This window comes from Cyanobium sp. Cruz CV13-4-11 (assembly GCF_024346055.1).
GTDB lineage: Bacteria > Cyanobacteriota > Cyanobacteriia > PCC-6307 > Cyanobiaceae > Cyanobium.
In genome coordinates this window covers 253,853-269,737 of sequence record NZ_JAGQCH010000001.1, presented here as the reverse complement: position 1 = coordinate 269,737, position 15,885 = coordinate 253,853, and the positions used below count along the sequence as shown (strand labels likewise).

The following is a 15,885-nucleotide window of genomic DNA, read 5'->3' as shown; positions in this document are numbered from 1 at the left end:
GCGGACCGCCACGTCCCGTTCGCTAGTTTCATTCCATCAACCTTTCAGCATGCCGATGTCCTCGACGACGGTCGCCGACAGCACGTCGCTCCCATCGGCCCCACCCGCCAAACCGCCCACCAAACAGGAGGCGCTCAAAGCCGGCAGCGGCCACCTGCATGATCCCCTGGCCGGCGAACTGGGCAACCCGCTGCCCAGCTTCACCGATCCCGCCGTCCAGATCCTCAAGTTCCACGGCAGTTACCAGCAGGACAACCGGGACAACCGTCGCAAGGGGGCCGACAAGGACTGGCAGATGATGCTGCGGCTGCGCAATCCCGGCGGCCGCATTCCCACCTCCTTGTATCTGGCCCTCGATGCCCTCGCTGATCGGCTGGGCAACGGCACCCTGCGCATCACCACGCGCCAGGCCTTCCAGATGCACGGTGTGCAGAAGACGGATCTCAAGGAGGTGATCGGCGGCATCGTGCGGGCCCTTGGCTCCACCCTGTCGGCCTGTGGCGACATCAACCGCAACGTGATGGCTCCGGCCGCTCCCTTCGAGCGCGATGGCTACCCGGAGGCCCGTCTGCTGGCGGATCAGATCGCCGACCTGCTGGCGCCCCAGGCGGCCGAGGGGTCCTACCTGGATCTCTGGGTCGACGGCGACCTGAGCTACCGCATCAAGCCCAAAGGGCCCGTGAAGAAGGCGCGCAAGCTGCAGGAGAGCGGTGCGGTGTTCAGTGGCGATACGGCCGAACCCCTTTACGGCGGCACCTACCTGCCGCGCAAGTTCAAAGTGGCCGTCACCGTGCCCGGTGACAACTCCGTCGACCTGCTGACCCAGGACATCGGCCTGGTCCTGTTCAGCGATCCCTCCGGCCGCCCCCTGGGCTGCAACGTCTATGTAGGCGGTGGCATGGGGCGGACCCACAACAAGGAGGAGACCTTCGCCCGCACGGCCGATCCCCTCGGCTACGTGGCCGCCGCCCATGTGCTGGAACTGGTGCAGGCGATCGTGGCCCTGCAGCGCGACCACGGCGACCGGGAGCAGCGCCGCCATGCCCGGATGAAGTATCTGATCCACGACCGGGGTGTGGACTGGTTCCGCACCGAACTGGGCCGTTACTTTCCCCATCCGATCAAGGGACTGCGCCGCGAACCGACCGCCGTCCTCACCGACTACCTGGGCTGGCATCGCCAGTCACCGGGCCTGTGGTTCGTGGGTCTGCCCGTGCTCTGCGGACGCCTGCAGGGGGACCTCAAGTCCGGCCTGCGCCGGCTGATCGAGACCTACCAGCTGGAGGTGCGGCTCACCCCCAACCAGGACCTGCTGCTCTGCAACATCGGCAGCGCCCAGCGGGCGTCGGTGCGGGAGGCGCTGGCGGCGCTCGGCCTGTCCAGCCCTGAGGCCCCGCCCGCCCTGGCCCGGCACGCCCTGGCCTGCCCGGCCCTGCCCCTCTGCGGCCTGGCGGTCACCGAGGCCGAACGGATCCTCCCCGATGTGCTGGGTCGACTCGAGGCCCTGCTGGAGCGGCTGGAGATCAGCAAACCGCTCCTGGTGCGCATGACCGGCTGCCCCAACGGCTGCGCCCGCCCCTACATGGCCGAGATCGGACTGGTGGGCAGCGCCGTGGACACCTACCAGCTGTGGCTCGGCGGCAGCCACGGCCTGACGCGCCTGGCCCGGCCCTACCTGGAGAAGATGCCCCTGGAGAAGCTCGAGGCCACCCTGGAGCCCCTGCTGACGGCCTGGCGCGACGAGGGAGGCCCCCGCAGCCGCTTCGGCGACTTCATCGACCGGCTTGGTGACGAGCGGGTCGGCCAACTGCTCGCCCCCGTCTGATCCGGGCGTCCCTGGACGGCTCCTAACCTGGGGGCACCCTCCAGGTCCTGGGCATGCCGAACCGTGCGACCGTCACCCTCCAGCCCCTGCTGGGCTCCCTTCTCTGCGGGGTGCTGGTGGGATTGCTGCCCGGGGCAGGCCACACGAGCGAGGCGGCGGAGCGCCCCCGGCCCCCCGAGGCGCCTGTCCAGTACTTCGATTCGGACCCCCAGGCCTGCAAGCCGGAGTCGATCACCGCGTCCTACAAGAGCCACCTGCTGCCCTACGCCGACCAGAGCCCCGAGGTGCTGGCCAAGTTGCGACGCGTCCAGGACGACCTGACCCTGGCCAGCCTCAAGCGCTGCGTCCAGAAGGGTCTGCTGACCCGGCCCCAGGCCAGCGTGCTGTTCCGGTCACTGGGACTGACCCTGCCCGGCACGGTGATCCCCGTGGCCGCTCCTCAACCCTCCCCGGCGACGGCGCCGTAAACAGCCTGCGGCTCCTGGCAACGCCAGGCCCAGAGCTGGTCACCGTGGCTGAAGTGCCACCACTCGTTCGGATGCTGGGCAAACCCCGCCGCCCCCATCACCGCCGCCAGCAGGCGCCGGCGGGCATGCCAGTCGGCGGCCTCGCCAGCTGCTGAGGCCGTGGCGTAGTGGTCGGGATGGGAGATGGCCCCGATGGCGTCGATCTCCCCGCCCATCGCCAGGGGCTGGCCGTCGGCCTCGGCCAGGGTGAGATCCACCGCCGCCCCCGTGCTGTGGGGCGGAGGCGTGGCCGGATCACGGCTCGGCGGGGCCCAGAAGCGATCCACCTCCGCCGCCACGGCCGCCTGGGGGCCGCCGGCGGCGTCGGGGTCGAGGCCCCGTTCCTGGCAGGCCTGCTGGAAGGCCTGGCGAACCATGAACCCTTGAACGGCGATGGGGCGCCAGGCATCGAAGATGGCGAGCCGCCACTGGGGACGCTGTTGCTGAAGCAGGCCCTGGGCCGTCTCCAGCCGGGCGATCACGCCGCGACGCAGCCGGAACGGACTGGCGCCAGGGCCATAGGGCGCCCCCAGGGCCTGATACGGATGGGGCTCCAGTCGCCACAACGTCGCCGGCAGATCGTCCAGGGGCTCACCGGCCTCCGCGATGGGGATCGGACTCCAGGGGCGCAGGGGAGGCATGGGGGCGGCGGGCGCGGGTCGGCCGGTGGGCTGGATCAATTCAACTGGGCCGCCTCCACGGATCGGCGGCGCTGGGCTTCAAGGGCCCCGCGCAGGTGGGGGTGGCGCTCCAGGCCAGGATCCGCCGCCAGGATCCGCTGCGCCGCCAGCCTGGCCTCCTCCAGCACGGCGCCATCGTCACTGAGGCTGGCCAGGGCCAGGTCCGGCAGCCCCGACTGGCGGGTGCCGAGCACCTGGCCGGGTCCCCGCAGCCTCAGGTCCATCTCGGCGATCTCGAAGCCATCGCCGCTGCGGGCCAGCAGCTCCAGCCGCTGGCGGGCCATGGCGTTATCGCCCTCGTGCAGCAGCAGGCAATGGGAGGCGGCGGCGCCCCGGCCAACCCGGCCCCGCAGCTGGTGCAGCTGGGCCAGGCCGAAGCGCTCGGCATGTTCGATCACCATCACACTCGCCTCCGGCACGTCCACCCCCACCTCCACCACCGTGGTGGATACCAGCACCTCGGAGCGCCCCTCCTGAAAGGCACTGATGGCCCGCTGCTTCTCCTCCCCGGTCATCCGCCCGTGCAGCAAGCCCACCGAGAGCGTGGGAAACACCTCCTCATCGAGGTGGCGGTGCACCTCCACGGCGGAGCGCAGGTCGAGCTTCTCCGATTCCTCCACCAGGGGCAGCACCACGTAGGCCCGCTGGCCCTTGGCCACCTCCTGGCGCACGAGATCCCAGGCGCTGGGGCGCTCCGATCCCCGCAGCAGGCGGGTGCGGATCGGGGTGCGGCCCGGCGGCAGTTCGTCGATCTGGCTGATGTCCAGATCGCCGTGGATCGAGAGGGCCAGGGTGCGGGGGATCGGGGTGGCGGTCATCGTCAGCAGGTGGGGCTGGAGCCCCTTGGCCAGCAGCCGGTTGCGCTGGCGGACGCCGAAGCGGTGCTGCTCGTCCACCACCACCAGGCCAAGGCGGTCGAACTGGACCGGATCCTCGAGCAGGGCGTGGGTGCCCACCAGCAGATTCACCTGGCCGTTGGCCAGGTCCTGCAGCAGCTGGCGGCGGCGACGGGCAGGGGTGGAGCCGGTGAGCAGCTCGATGCTGACGTTGAGCTGGGGCAGCCAGCCGGCCAGTTTGTGGAAATGCTGGGCCGCCAGCACCTCGGTGGGGGCCATCAGGGCCCCCTGATGGCCCGCCTGGATGGCGCCCAGCAGGGCCGCCAGGGCTACCACCGTCTTGCCGCTGCCCACGTCCCCCTGGACCAGCCGGGCCATGGGCTGGGGCCGCTCCATGTCGGCGCGGATCTCGGCCAGCACCCGGTTCTGGGCCCCGGTGAGCGGAAAGGGCAGCAGGGCCAGAAAGCGGCTCACCAGGTCTTCGCCGCCAAGGGGCAGCAGCAGCGGCGGCGCCGGTGAGCGGCGCAGGCGCTCGCGCCGCTGGCCCAGGGCCAGCTGCAGCAGCAGGAACTCGTCGAACACCAGCCGACGGCGGCAGCGCTGCAGCTGCTCCCTGTCGGCGGGGCGGTGCAGGCCCTGCAGGGCCTCGCCACGGCCGACCAGGCCCAGCTCCAGGCGCAGGGGTTCCGGCAGCGGATCGGGCCAGCGGGTCGCCGAGGGGAGCACCGCGGCAATGGCCCGGGCGAGGGTCTCGCCAGTGAGGCCCTCGGTAAGGGCATAGACAGGCACGAAGCGGCCGATCTGCTCCGAGCGCACCGGCGCCCCGGGGGCCTCCAGCACCTCCAGCAGAGGATCGGCGAAGCCGGGGCCGTAGGGGCTTTCCTTGACCAGACCGCTCACCGCCACCGTGGCCCCCACGGGGTAGAGCCGCTGCTGGGACTTCAACCAGCCGGGGCTGCTGAAGCGGCGGCCGGCGAAGAAGCGCGTCACCTTGAGCCGACCGGTCACGTCCTGCAGCTGCAGCTCCAGGATCGCCAGGTTGGGGTTGCGGGGGCTGCCGAAGGCATGGCAGCGGCGCACCGTCGCCACGATGGTGGCGGTGCGTCCTGGCTCCAGGGCCGCGATCCGCACCAGGTGGGCGTAATCGAGGTAGTCGCGGGGGTAGTGGTGCACCAGATCGCGCACCACCAGCAGCCCCAGGGCGGCCAGCCGGGTGGCGGTCTTCGGGCCGATCCCTGCCACCTCCGCAAGGGGGGTCTGGGCCGTGAGGCGGACGGCGGCGCCGCTGGTTGCACGCTCCGCTGCGGCGGGCGGCCCCAGCCGCAGCCGTGGCGGAGCCACCGGCAAGACCTCCCGGCGGCGGCAGCGCAGCTCATGCAGGGCCTGGCGCAGTTGACGCACCAGCGCCTGGCGGCTCGCCAGGGACACCTCGCCATAGCCGCCGAACGCCGCCGCCAGGGCGGCCAGCTGTTGCTTCTCGGCGGGCTCAAGCCCTACCGGCGGGGCCGCCAGGGAGGTGTCGATGAAGCCACTGAACCGGTCCCGCCGTCCCTGGAGATCGCCAAAGCCAGCTTCGGCCTCCAGGCGACAGGCCAGCTGCAGGGGCGTGCACCAGGCCTCGAGAGCCTCCAGGGCGGACACGCTCACCCCTTCCCCGGCGGAGGACCCGGTCAGTCGCTCGGAATCGATGGGGGGCGGATGTCCTGCAGCCAAAGCTGTTCGGCCTGATGGATCCGTGACCGCCGTTGCAGGCGACGGAACTGCTGGGCCATTCTGCGAACCTCCTGGCGATGCTGCTGCAGCCGCCGCCGGCAGGTGCGCAGCCGGGGCTCCTCCAGTTCCAGCTCGACGGGCCGCAGCAGCACCGCCATCGTGTGGGCCTGGGGGGAGCGGCTGGCGCCGAAGGGAAGGGGCAGGCGCATCAGGTTGGCCGGGGCGGCCATGGTCTCCAGCTGGCCGTCCAGGACCGCGTCCAGCAGGCTCACCGGCAGCAGGCTGCGGCTGACACCGCCCCGCAGCAGCTCCACGTTGATGGCATGCGACAGGTTGCGGAGTCGCCGGGCCAGGGCCAGCTCCATGCCGTCCATCCAGCGCAGCAACTGCTCGGGATCCTCCGGTAGCCGCCCCGCCTGCCACAGGGAGCGATCCTCCGGGGAGGCACGCTCTTCGTCGTCGTCCTGTTCGTCGTCTACGGCTTCGTCGCCCTCGGAGTCCCCATCGGCCTCCTCCTGGGCCTCCTCGTCATCGGAAGGGCCGTGATCAGCGGCAGGGCCTGGCCCACCGGCCAGCGCGGCCATCAGGGAGGAGGCCCCGGTCAGGGGCGGGGCCATGGCAATCTGAACCGACCCAGGCGGGAGGGGATCGGGTTCGGGAGAACGGTCGGGGCTCTCCCCATCCCAGGAGAGTTCCTCCAGGAGCTGCTGACGGTCGTGGCGCTCACGGCGTTGCCGCTCCCGGGAGATCTGGGAGGCGAGGATCACCAGCTGCTCCACCGTCAGCAGACTGGAGCAACGGCTCACCAGCTCGTTGATCTGGCCGAGCAGCAGGCGGCGGCGCTCATCGGGGAGGTCGACGTAGCGCTGGGGATGGACCTGGGTGGCCAGATGGAAGCAGGCCTGCTGCACCCGCTGGGGCAGCACCTGGCGCAGCACCTGCAGATACAGGGCCACATGGCGATAGAGCTCCGGGTTCGACGCGGTCAGCTGCCGGGTCAGGGCCTGCAACTGACCCGGCAGATCGATCGCGTCGGAGGGTTCGCTCAACGGCTCCGGCTCAGGCCGCCTTGGCCATCGCCGCCACTTCCGCTGCGAAGTCGGACTGCTCCACCTCGATCCCCTCGCCGAGGGTGTAACGGGTGAAGCGGCGCACGCGGATGTTCTCGCCGGTCTTGCCGGCGGCCGACTTGACCATCTCACCCACCGTCAGGGTGTTGTCACGGATGAAGGGCTGGTCCATCAGGGCCAGTTCCTTGAGGCGTTTGCCGATGCGCCCGGCCACGATCTTGACCTTCATCTCCTCTTTCTTGCCGGCGAGATCGTCGCGACCCATCTCGATGGACTTCTCGCGCTCCGCCACTTCGGGGGGAATGTCCTCGGTGGTGACGTATTCCACGTTGGGGCAGGCGGCGATCTGCATCGCCACGTTGCGCACCAGCTCCTGGAAGAGCTCACCGCGGGCCACAAAATCGGTTTCGCAGTTCACCTCCACCAGCACACCGACGCGGGCGCCGGTGTGGATGTAGCTGCCGACGGCCCCTTCGGCCGCCGTACGGCCGGCCTTCTTCTCGGCGGTGGCGATGCCCTTCTGACGCAGCCATTCGGCTGCCTTGGTGGCATCCCCACCGGACTCGGTGAGGGCCTTCTTGCAGTCCATCATGCCCGCGCCGGTCTTGTCGCGCAGTTCCTTGACGAGCTTCGCTGTGATCTCAGCCATGGGTCGGGAGGGAGGGAGGTCGGGAGGGAGAGAAGGGGTCAGGCGTCGTCGTCGCCGCTGCGCTGATCCTGGGCTCCATGGCGGCCTTCGTTGATGGCATCGGCGAGGCGGCCCAGCACCAGTTGGACAGAGCGCACGGCGTCGTCATTGCAGGGAATGGGAACGTCGCACAGATCCGGATCGCAGTTGGTGTCGAGCATCGACACGAGCGGGATGTCGAGCTTGCGGCACTCGAGCACGGCGTTGGTTTCGCGGCGCTGATCCACCAGCACCACCACATCGGGCAGGCGGCGCATGTTCTTCAGGCCACCGAGGTACTTCTGCAGACGGTCCAGTTCGCGGCGCAGGACGGCGGCTTCCTTCTTGGGACGCATGGCGATGGCGCCAGAGGACTCCATGCGCTCCAGGTCCTTGAGCCGGTCGATGCGGGCGCGCATGGTGCTCCAGTTGGTGAGCATGCCGCCCAGCCAGCGCTGGTTGACATAGGAGGCGCCGCAGCGGGCCGCTTCCTGGGCGATCACTTCAGAGGCCTGCTTCTTGGTGCCGACAAACAGGAAGCGCTTGCCGCTGCGGGCGGCACTGCGGGTCCATTTGTAGGCGTTGTTCATGCAGACGGCGGTCTGCACGAGATCGATGATGTGAACTCCATTGCGCGCGCAATAGATGTAGCGCGACATCTTGGGGTTCCAGCGACGGGTCTGGTGTCCGAAATGGGCACCAGCCTCCATCATCTCGGAGAGAGTGACGACAGCCATTTGGTTGTAGGGGGGTTTCGGGTTGGCCTCCACCTGCCAGGGATGCCGCGCCATAGGACAGGCAGCGGATCACCCGAAACGTGCAGGTGTGCGGTGTTGGGGTTACCGGTTCAACCTACCAAATGGCCCTGCTGGCGGGCTTCGGCATGGAGGGCCCGCACCCCGAAGCGGTTGAGCGGCAGCCTCAGCAGCTCCATCGCCAGACCCGCCTTGCCGTGGCGGATCAGCCAACGCAGCAGGGGCCGCAGGCTGCGTTCATTGATCAGGCCGCCCAGGGTGAGCAGCTCCCACAGGGCCAGATGCAGCCAGGTGTACTGGATGATGAAGCGCACCCGCCAGGTGGGGTGCTTTCGATAGAACACCAGGCCCATCTTGGCCCGTTCCCGCTCCACCCGCACCAGATCCGGAATCTGCTCCAGACTCAGGGGCGGATGCCAGTGATAGCCCACGGCTTCGGGACAGCGCACCAGCCGCACCCCCATGCGGCGCAGCCGTTCCCCCAGCTCCAGGTCCTCCCAGCCGTAGAGGCGGAAGCCGGTGTCGAACAGGCCCGACTGCTCCAGCAGCTGGCGATCGATCGCCACGTTACCGGTGGCGAAGTAGGCCCAGGAGAGATCGCGCAGCTTGTGGGGCTCCGCCGTGGGCGACTCGAAGTTGTGGGTATTGATCACCGCGCCATAGGTGAAGCAGAGCCGGTCGCCGCTCTCCTCCCAGGCCCGCGCCAATGCCGTGGCGTGGTGCAGCAGGAACCGCTCCGTCACCACTAGGTCGCTGTCGATGAAGACGATCACGTCGCCGCGGGCCTCGTCCACCCCCCGGTTGCGCCCTTCGGCAGGGCCACCGTGGTCCTGGCGGATCAGGCGCAGATGGGGGAAGGCGGTGGCATGGGCATCCAGCCAGCGGACGGTGTCGTCGGTGGAGCCGTCATCCACCAGCACCACCTCGTAGGACTGCAGGGGGCCGCCGGTCTCCTGGCGCTCCAGGGCCTGCAGGCACTGGCGCAGGATCGGCAGCCGGTTGTAGGTGGGGATGACGACGCTGATGAACATCGGGGTCCGGGGCGTGGCAGGGCCGCAGAAAGCGGCAAGGGGGTGGGGGATGGCGGCCATGAAAAAGGGGGATCCCGATCGAATCCCCCCGGTGCCGTCCTGACGGGGCAGGCGCGGTCAGTCGGCGGCGCCGCCGTTGTTGGCCGTGCCGGTCACGCCGTTGCCGGCCCCTTCACCGCGGCCGTCGTTACGCAGCTTGCGCTTCTTGAACTTGCGGGCGTAGGCCCGGTTGCGTTCCTGCTTTTCCTTCTTCAGGTTCCTGCGTTTCGACATAGGGCTTCGGCGCTTCGAAAAGACTGTGAGGTTCCACCTTACTCAACAGACCAGGATCAACTGAGCGTCATCAGCCGACGGTGGCGTCACTGGCCCAGAGCCGGCCATCCTCCATGCGCACCAGGCGATCGGCCACATCGAGGATGCGCGGGTCGTGGGTCACCATCAGCACCCCGCAGCCCTCATCGCGCGCCAGCCGCTTGAGCAGATCCACCACCTCGCGGCCGGTGCGGCTGTCGAGGGCGGCGGTGGGTTCATCGGCCAGCAGCAGACGGGGGTGGGCGGCCAGGGCCCGGGCGATCGCCACCCGCTGCTTCTGGCCGCCGGAAAGGTCGTGGGGGAGCTTGCCGAGGTGGTCGGAGAGACCCACGGCCCGCAGCCATTCCCGGGAGAGATCGCGGCGGGCGCGATAGGCCAGGTCCGGTAGCAGGTCGGCCCCCATCTGCACGTTCTGCTCCGCAGTAAGGCAACGCAGCAGGTTGTGGCCCTGGAAGATCATGCCGACGCTGCGGCGCAGCAGCTGCCGCTCATGGCGGCTGGAGCCCTTCAGCTCGCAGCCGAGCACCCGCACCGATCCCTCCATCACCTGGCGCAGGGCCCCCACCAGCGTGAGCAGGGTGGTCTTGCCGCACCCCGAAGGCCCGGTGAGCAGCACCACCTCGCCGGGATGGATCTCCAGGTCGATGCCCTGCAGCACCTGGCGCTCCATGGAACCCGTGCCATACCAGTGGCTGAGACCCCGCACCGACACCGTGGCGGGGCCATCACCCGTGCTGGCGGTGGCGGGGGCTGAACCGGGGTGCAGGCTGGTCATCGGCTCAGAAAATGTCCGCAGGATCGGCGTCGCCCAGCTTGCGCATCGCCATCGCCGCCGAGCCCATGCACATCACCAGGATCATCAGGAACACGGTGATGGCACGATCGGCGGCCATGGCCACCGGCAGTTTGGTGGCGGCGTGGATGACGGCGTACAGCACCTGGCCGGCGGCGTAGGCGGGCAGGTAGCCGAAGATCGCCAGCAGCAGGCCCTCCCGCGCCACCACGCCAAGGAGGGTCAGCAGGCTGTAGCCCATGGCCATGAGGGTGGCGTACTCCGGCAGGTGGTCGCTGACATCGGAATAGAGGATCTGATAAACAATCACGCACCCGACGATGAAGCCCATGGCGGCACCCAGGGTGAAGATGAAGCCGATGGCGGTGCTGCTGCGCCAGTAGTCCATCTCCAGATCGAGGAAGCCCTGTTTGGTGAGGACACTGACGTCCTCCGGCAGCAGGGCCTGCAGGCGTTTCACCACCCGGGCGGGATCGGCCCTTGGCCGCAGCCGGATCAGACCCAGTTCGATGCTGCCGGAGGGGGTGTTGGGCAGCAGGCTGAGGAAGGTTTCCCGGCTGGTGAGGATGTTGCCGTCGGCACCGAAAGAGGCGCCGGCAGTGAACAGACCCGCCACCCTCAGCCGCTTACCGGCCACTTCGCTCTCCACGGTGCGCCCTTCGCGGAACCACTTCGCCACCGGTCCGAACTCATCGCGGGACTGGTCGTCGAAGAGCACCCGGCCCTTCTGGGTGAGGCGCGGCGCCAGGGCGGTGACAGCTGGATCGATGAACAGGGGGTCGCGGGGCTCGAAGCCGAGGGCCAGGATGGAGCGGGTGCCCTTGGTCTTGGGGTTGCGCCAGAGCAGGAGGTTCCAGTGCACCGGCGTGGTGCCGGTCACGTCCGGATCGGCCATGGCCTGCACCAGCCGTCGCTGGGGAAAGCCGGTCATGCTGATCGAGCTCTTGGTGCGCGGGCTGAGCAGCACCAGATCGGTGTCGAACAGCTTGTGCACCGTGATGCTGGAGTCGAACAGAGCATCGCGGAAGCCCAGCTGCATGAACATCAGGATCCCGGCGAAGGTGATCCCCGCCAGGGCCACGGCCAGCCGCATCGGCTGGCGGGTGAGCAGCAGCCAGGCCAGGGGAATCCGGCGTCCCTGCCAGGGGGTCATGGCTGCAGGCGGGCAATCACCTTGAGGCCGGTGAGGGAGGCGACCCTGGCTCCATCGCTGGGATCGAGACGCACCCGCACCTCCACCACGCGGGCATCGGCATCACCGGTGGGGTCGGTGGAGAGCACCTCCCGCTGGCGAACCTGGGGGCTGATGCGCCGCACCGTTCCCTTAAGGGTGCCGTCGAAACCGCCGTTCTCGCTGGTGAGGGTCACGGCCTGGCCGAGCCGCACCCGGTCGATGTCGCTCTCATAGACCTCGACGGAGACTTCCATGCGGTCACTGGCCCCCAGTTCGAGGATGCCCTTGTCGCCGGGGCGTTCGCCGACGCGGGACTGGATGCGCAGCACCGTGCCGTCGATCGGTGCCCTCAGTTCGGTGTTAACCAGATCCGTGTTGGCCTTGACCAGGGAGGCCCTGGCCTCCTGCAACTCGCCCTGGAGCTCCAGGGTGCGCTGCTCCAGCACATCCAGATCGGCGGCCGAATAGGCCCCATCGCTGGCCAGCTTGCGGTAGCGCGCCAGGTCGCGGGTCTGGATCGTGAGCCGGCGGCCGAGGTTGGCGATGCGGGTGCGGATCAGTGACAGCTCCGCCCGCTGCAGCGGCTGGTTGTCGAAGCGGGCCAGCAGCTGACCGGCCTGCACCCGGTCGCCCTCGGCCACCAGCAGTTCGGTGATGCGGGGGCTGCCGCCGATGCCGGTGATCGGCGCCGCCAGGAGGCGGACATCACCGTCGGGCTCCAGCTGGCCCAGGGCCGCCACGGCCTCCACCGGGGCCGGCGGCCGGACCACGGCGGCGGCCGGGGGCTTGGTGGGCTGCAGGCGCTGATAAAGAACGACACCACCCACCAGCAGGCCTGCCAAACCGGCGACGATCAGGCCGTTGCGCCAGGGGCCGGTGGGTCGTCGAAGAGCAGGTCTTCGATGTAGCGATCCGCCCACTGGGGGTTGAACGCCTTCTCCAGAACCCTCCGGGTCTTGTCGTTTTGTTTCTGTTGCTTGCAATACCTCAACTGCCCTTGCCATCGGGCAACCGTAGCCGGATGGTCATGGGCTTGGGAAGGACTCACGCTGGCGGCTTCGGCGAGCACGCCGAGGAAGCTGGCAACCTCCTCGACGAACCCCTTTTCCTCCGCCTCCGACCCCGGCCGGACGAACAGCACGTAGGGAGAGAAGATCGAGCCCCAGGGCGGCAACTCCCGCACCTGCTCGAAGGCCTGACGGGGGCGGGACGCCAGGGCCGCGGCGATCGGCGCCGGCAGCGCCTCCCCCACCGGAGAGAGATCAACGATGGCGGCGCTCACCCCGGCCTTGCCGGCCACGATGTCGGCGCCGAACACCGGCAGATCGTGGCGGGGATCGGGGAAGAAGACGCAGTGGAGGATCTGCAGTCCAGCGCCCAGCCGGGCCGTCTCCAGGTGCAGCTTGCGCAGGCCCCGGCAGCGGTGCACCTCATTACGGATGTAGAGGGCATCCCCGTCCAGGCTGCCGCTGATCGCCTCCAGGTCGGGATCGATCGCCATTGGCGCCAGTTCCGGGAGCGCATGGCGACAGAGCCGGATCCGCTCGGCCAGGCCATCCACCAGCGGATGGATGCCACCGTCTCCGGCCGGAGCGACCTCACCCATGGACACGTCGTGACAGCAGAATGCGGATCCTGCCATGCGTGCGTGAGTGTGTCCCTGGGTTGTTGCGGGTCCTTGCTGCCCGGGCTGGCCGATCCCGTCAGCCACACCCTCGCCAATGGCGTCGAGCTGGTGCAGCTGGAGCTGGAGGACGCCCCCCTGGTCTGCCTCGACTTCTGGTGCCGGGCCGGCAGCGCCTTCGAGACGCCCATGGAGAGCGGCATCGCCCATTTCCTCGAGCACATGGTGTTCAAGGGCAGTGACGGGCTGGCGGCCGGCGAGTTCGACCGCCGCATCGAGGCGCTGGGCGGCAGCAGCAACGCCGCCACCGGCTTCGACGATGTCCATTTCCACGCCCTGATGCCACCGGAGGGGGGCGCCGAAGCCCTTGATCTGCTGCTGGATCTGGTGCTGCAGCCCCGCCTCGATTCGGACAGCTTCAGCATGGAGCGGCAGGTGGTGCTGGAGGAACTGGCCCAGAGCGAGGACCAGCCCGAGGAGGTGGCCATCCAGCGCCTGCTGGCCCTGGCCTGCCCCGATCACCCCTACGGTCTGCCGATCCTGGGGCGGCGGGAGGCGCTCGTGGCCCACGACCCGGCCGCCATGGCCGCCTTCCATCAGCGTCAGTACGCCGCCGGCCGTTGCGTCCTGGCCCTCAGCGGCGCCGTGGCGGACGGGGATCTGTTGGCGCGGGCCGCGGCGGGCCCCCTCGCGGCCCTGGCGACCACCCACGCGGCCATGGCCCCGGCAACCCTTCGCGTCACCCCGGGGGTGCACCGCCTGGCCGTGCCGAGGCTGGAGGCTTCCCGGCTGCTGATGCTCTGGTGGCTGCCTGCCGCCAGCGATGTGGAGGGGCTGGTGGGGGCGGATCTGGGCACCACGGTGCTGGCGGAGGGTCGGCGCAGCCGTCTGGTCGACCGCCTGCGGGAGCAGCTGCAGATCGTCGAGAGCATCGACCTGGACCTGCACGCCATGGAGGGCGGCAGCTTCGCCCTGCTGGAGGCGGTCTGCGACGAGGAGGACCTGGACGCGGTGCGAGGGGCCATCACCCAGGTGTGGCAGGAGCTTCGCCAGGAGCCCCTCGGCGAGCAGGAATGGTGGCGGGCCCGCCGACTGGTCGCCAACGGCTATCGGTTTTCCCTGGAATCCCCCGGCGGCGTGGCGTCCCTGATCGGCAGCAGCCGCCTCTGGGGACGGAACCAGCCCCTCGACCAGCCGCTGGCGCTGCTGGACCGTTGGTCGCCAGGCCGTCTCCAGGAGCAGATGCTGGACCTGCTGGATCCGGCCCGGGCCTGCCTGCTCGAGGCGGTGCCGGCATGAGCCTCGCCACTTCTGCCACCGCCGAGGACAGCCGCAGCCTGGACGGGGGCCTGCCCCTGCGGATCCTGCACCGACCCGGTCCGGCGATCCTGGCGGCCCGCCTGGCGATCCCAGGCGGCAGCGGCCGCGACCCCGCCGGTGCCCGCGGCGCCCACCAGCTGCTGGCCGGCAGCATGACCCGGGGCTGCGGCGACCTGGATGCCGAGGCCCTGGCCGATTGCGTCGAGGGGGCCGGCGCCGCCCTGCGGGTGGAGGCCCAGGAGGACGGTCTGGTGCTGGCCCTGAAATGTGCCGCCGAGGATGCCCCCACCCTCGTCCCCCTGCTGCTGACGATGGCGCGGCGGCCGAGGCTGGAGCCCGAGCAGGTGGCGATCGAACGGCAGCTCAATCTGCAGCTGCTGCAGCGCCAGAAGGAGGACCCCTTCCAGTTGGCCCACGACCAGCTGCGCCGCCTTCTCTACGGCGATGGTCCTTACGGCCATGACCCCCTCGGGATCGAGGCGGAACTCGCCGGTCTCGAACCGGAACACCTGCGGCCACTGGCTGATGGCCTCGGGGCCGACGGCGCCGTGCTGGTGCTCTGCGGCGACGCCCCCACCTCCCTGGGGGAGGCGCTGGAACGGGAACTGGCGGCGTCCCCCTGGAGCACCCACGCCCCCCGGCCCCAGGCCTTCGCCGGTCCACCGCTCGCCACGGGGCACTTTGGACAGCACGTGCAGGACACCGAACAGGTGGTGCTGATGCTGGGGGCCGCGACCGTTCCCCTGGGCCATCCCGACGCCCTGGCCCTGCGGTTACTGCAGGCGCACCTGGGTCTTGGCATGTCCAGCCGACTGTTCATCACGATGCGGGAGGAGCGAGGACTGGCCTACGACGTCGGTGTGCACCTGCCGGCCTATTCCGGTGGTCCGCCTTTTGTCATGCACCTGTCCACCTCGGCTGAGCGGGTGGCTGAGGCCACCACCTGCCTGCTGGAGGAGTGGCAACGGCTCCTGGATGAACCTCTTGACGAGGGCTCGCGGCTGCTGGCCCTGGCCAAGTTCCAGGGGCAGGACGCCATGGGGCGCCAGACCTGCTCCCAGATCGCCGAGCGCCAGGCCCTGGTGCTCAGCCATGGCCTGCCCTCCGACCATGTGCGCCAGGTGATGGAGCGGGCTCCGGGGCTCGACGCCGAGGATCTGCGGGCGGCGGCCCACCGCTGGCTGGCCGTTCCCAGTCTGAGCCTGGTAGGCCCGGCCCCGGCCCTGGAGCGGGCGCACCAGGCCTGGCTGAACCATGGACTCAGCCGTCCGGGGAGGCCGGCTCCAGATCGGAGAGGTTGATCAGGAAGGTGCCGCGGCGGAAACGGATGGCCCTCAGCTCCAGGGCCCGGATTTCCACCACCCGGCCCACTTCCCCTGGATCCACCAGATCCGGGGGACGCAGCATCGGCATCGGGTCGGCGGTCTTGAGGTAGCGGAGCGGCTGGCGCAGCCGCACGGCATCACCCAGATGGATCAGCACCGGTTCCGCCGCCTCCGGAGGCGCTTCCTGGGGAATCGCGGGATCGGTGGGGGTGAGATCCGGCATCGGTACGGCGCTCCAGCGGGCTGGGGGCCCT

The 15,885-nt window shown here is 69.8% G+C and carries 16 protein-coding genes; 4 read left to right on the top strand and 12 right to left on the bottom strand.

From position 1 onward, the window contains the following. The first annotated feature begins 55 nt into the window (after positions 1–55). On the top strand, positions 56–1,825 hold the full coding sequence (gene sir, locus KBZ12_RS01460) for a sulfite reductase, ferredoxin dependent (protein WP_254956027.1): 1,770 nt from the start codon (positions 56–58) through the stop codon (positions 1,823–1,825). A gap of 53 nt (positions 1,826–1,878) precedes the next feature. Further along, positions 1,879–2,292, top strand: a complete 414-nt coding sequence (locus KBZ12_RS01455) for a hypothetical protein (RefSeq protein ID WP_254955898.1) — start codon at positions 1,879–1,881, stop codon at positions 2,290–2,292. Here the strand turns inward: KBZ12_RS01455 and KBZ12_RS01450 are convergent. From KBZ12_RS01450 to KBZ12_RS01400, 11 genes are all read right to left on the bottom strand, one after another. Further along, positions 2,265–2,972: a M15 family metallopeptidase gene (locus KBZ12_RS01450; protein WP_254955897.1), complete on the bottom strand. Its 708-nt coding sequence runs from the start codon at positions 2,970–2,972 to the stop codon at positions 2,265–2,267. The two genes, KBZ12_RS01455 and KBZ12_RS01450, sit on opposite strands and share 28 nt — an antisense overlap. A gap of 35 nt (positions 2,973–3,007) precedes the next feature. Further along, the gene (gene recG, locus KBZ12_RS01445; RefSeq protein ID WP_254955896.1) at positions 3,008–5,494 is read right to left on the bottom strand and encodes an ATP-dependent DNA helicase RecG; all 2,487 of its coding nucleotides are present in this window, start codon (positions 5,492–5,494) and stop codon (positions 3,008–3,010) included. A 23-nt stretch (positions 5,495–5,517) separates the two neighbouring features. Further along, complete coding sequence (locus KBZ12_RS01440) at positions 5,518–6,609, bottom strand: hypothetical protein (RefSeq protein WP_254955895.1); 1,092 nt, start codon at positions 6,607–6,609, stop codon at positions 5,518–5,520. Positions 6,610–6,619: 10 nt separating this feature from the next. After that, complete coding sequence (gene tsf, locus KBZ12_RS01435; protein ID WP_254955893.1) at positions 6,620–7,279, bottom strand: translation elongation factor Ts; 660 nt, start codon at positions 7,277–7,279, stop codon at positions 6,620–6,622. Between the two features lie 38 nt (positions 7,280–7,317). After that, positions 7,318–8,034: a 30S ribosomal protein S2 gene (rpsB, locus tag KBZ12_RS01430; protein ID WP_216908544.1), complete on the bottom strand. Its 717-nt coding sequence runs from the start codon at positions 8,032–8,034 to the stop codon at positions 7,318–7,320. A 110-nt stretch (positions 8,035–8,144) separates the two neighbouring features. After that, positions 8,145–9,083 (bottom strand): glycosyltransferase family 2 protein, encoded by a 939-nt coding sequence (locus tag KBZ12_RS01425; protein WP_254956026.1) that lies wholly within the window; start codon positions 9,081–9,083, stop codon positions 8,145–8,147. Positions 9,084–9,200: 117 nt separating this feature from the next. Further along, positions 9,201–9,356: a hypothetical protein gene (locus tag KBZ12_RS01420; RefSeq protein WP_011293689.1), complete on the bottom strand. Its 156-nt coding sequence runs from the start codon at positions 9,354–9,356 to the stop codon at positions 9,201–9,203. 70 nt (positions 9,357–9,426) lie between these two features. Next, a complete protein-coding gene (locus KBZ12_RS01415; RefSeq protein WP_254955892.1) occupies positions 9,427–10,170 on the bottom strand; it encodes a DevA family ABC transporter ATP-binding protein in 744 nt (247 codons plus the stop codon). A 4-nt stretch (positions 10,171–10,174) separates the two neighbouring features. After that, positions 10,175–11,341 carry an ABC transporter permease DevC gene (devC, locus tag KBZ12_RS01410; RefSeq protein WP_254955891.1) on the bottom strand — a complete coding sequence of 389 codons (1,167 nt, stop codon included), beginning with the start codon at positions 11,339–11,341 and terminating at the stop codon, positions 10,175–10,177. Further along, on the bottom strand, positions 11,338–12,204 hold the full coding sequence (locus tag KBZ12_RS01405) for an efflux RND transporter periplasmic adaptor subunit (protein ID WP_254955890.1): 867 nt from the start codon (positions 12,202–12,204) through the stop codon (positions 11,338–11,340). Before KBZ12_RS01405 ends, devC begins: the two co-directional genes overlap by 4 nt. Positions 12,205–12,215: 11 nt before the next feature. Then, positions 12,216–12,968 carry a phycocyanobilin:ferredoxin oxidoreductase gene (locus tag KBZ12_RS01400; protein WP_254955888.1) on the bottom strand — a complete coding sequence of 251 codons (753 nt, stop codon included), beginning with the start codon at positions 12,966–12,968 and terminating at the stop codon, positions 12,216–12,218. A gap of 42 nt (positions 12,969–13,010) precedes the next feature. Here KBZ12_RS01400 and KBZ12_RS01395 point away from each other — a divergent pair, with 42 nt between their 5' ends. Both KBZ12_RS01395 and KBZ12_RS01390 read left to right on the top strand, forming a co-directional pair. Beyond that, positions 13,011–14,285, top strand: a complete 1,275-nt coding sequence (locus KBZ12_RS01395; protein WP_254955886.1) for a pitrilysin family protein — start codon at positions 13,011–13,013, stop codon at positions 14,283–14,285. After that, positions 14,282–15,607 (top strand): pitrilysin family protein, encoded by a 1,326-nt coding sequence (locus tag KBZ12_RS01390; protein ID WP_254955885.1) that lies wholly within the window; start codon positions 14,282–14,284, stop codon positions 15,605–15,607. Before KBZ12_RS01395 ends, KBZ12_RS01390 begins: the two co-directional genes overlap by 4 nt. On the opposite strand, the gene KBZ12_RS01385 is transcribed toward KBZ12_RS01390, so the two are convergent. After that, complete coding sequence (locus KBZ12_RS01385) at positions 15,567–15,854, bottom strand: NAD(P)H dehydrogenase assembly family protein (protein WP_254955884.1); 288 nt, start codon at positions 15,852–15,854, stop codon at positions 15,567–15,569. The two genes, KBZ12_RS01390 and KBZ12_RS01385, sit on opposite strands and share 41 nt — an antisense overlap. Between the last annotated feature and the right edge of the window lie 31 nt (positions 15,855–15,885).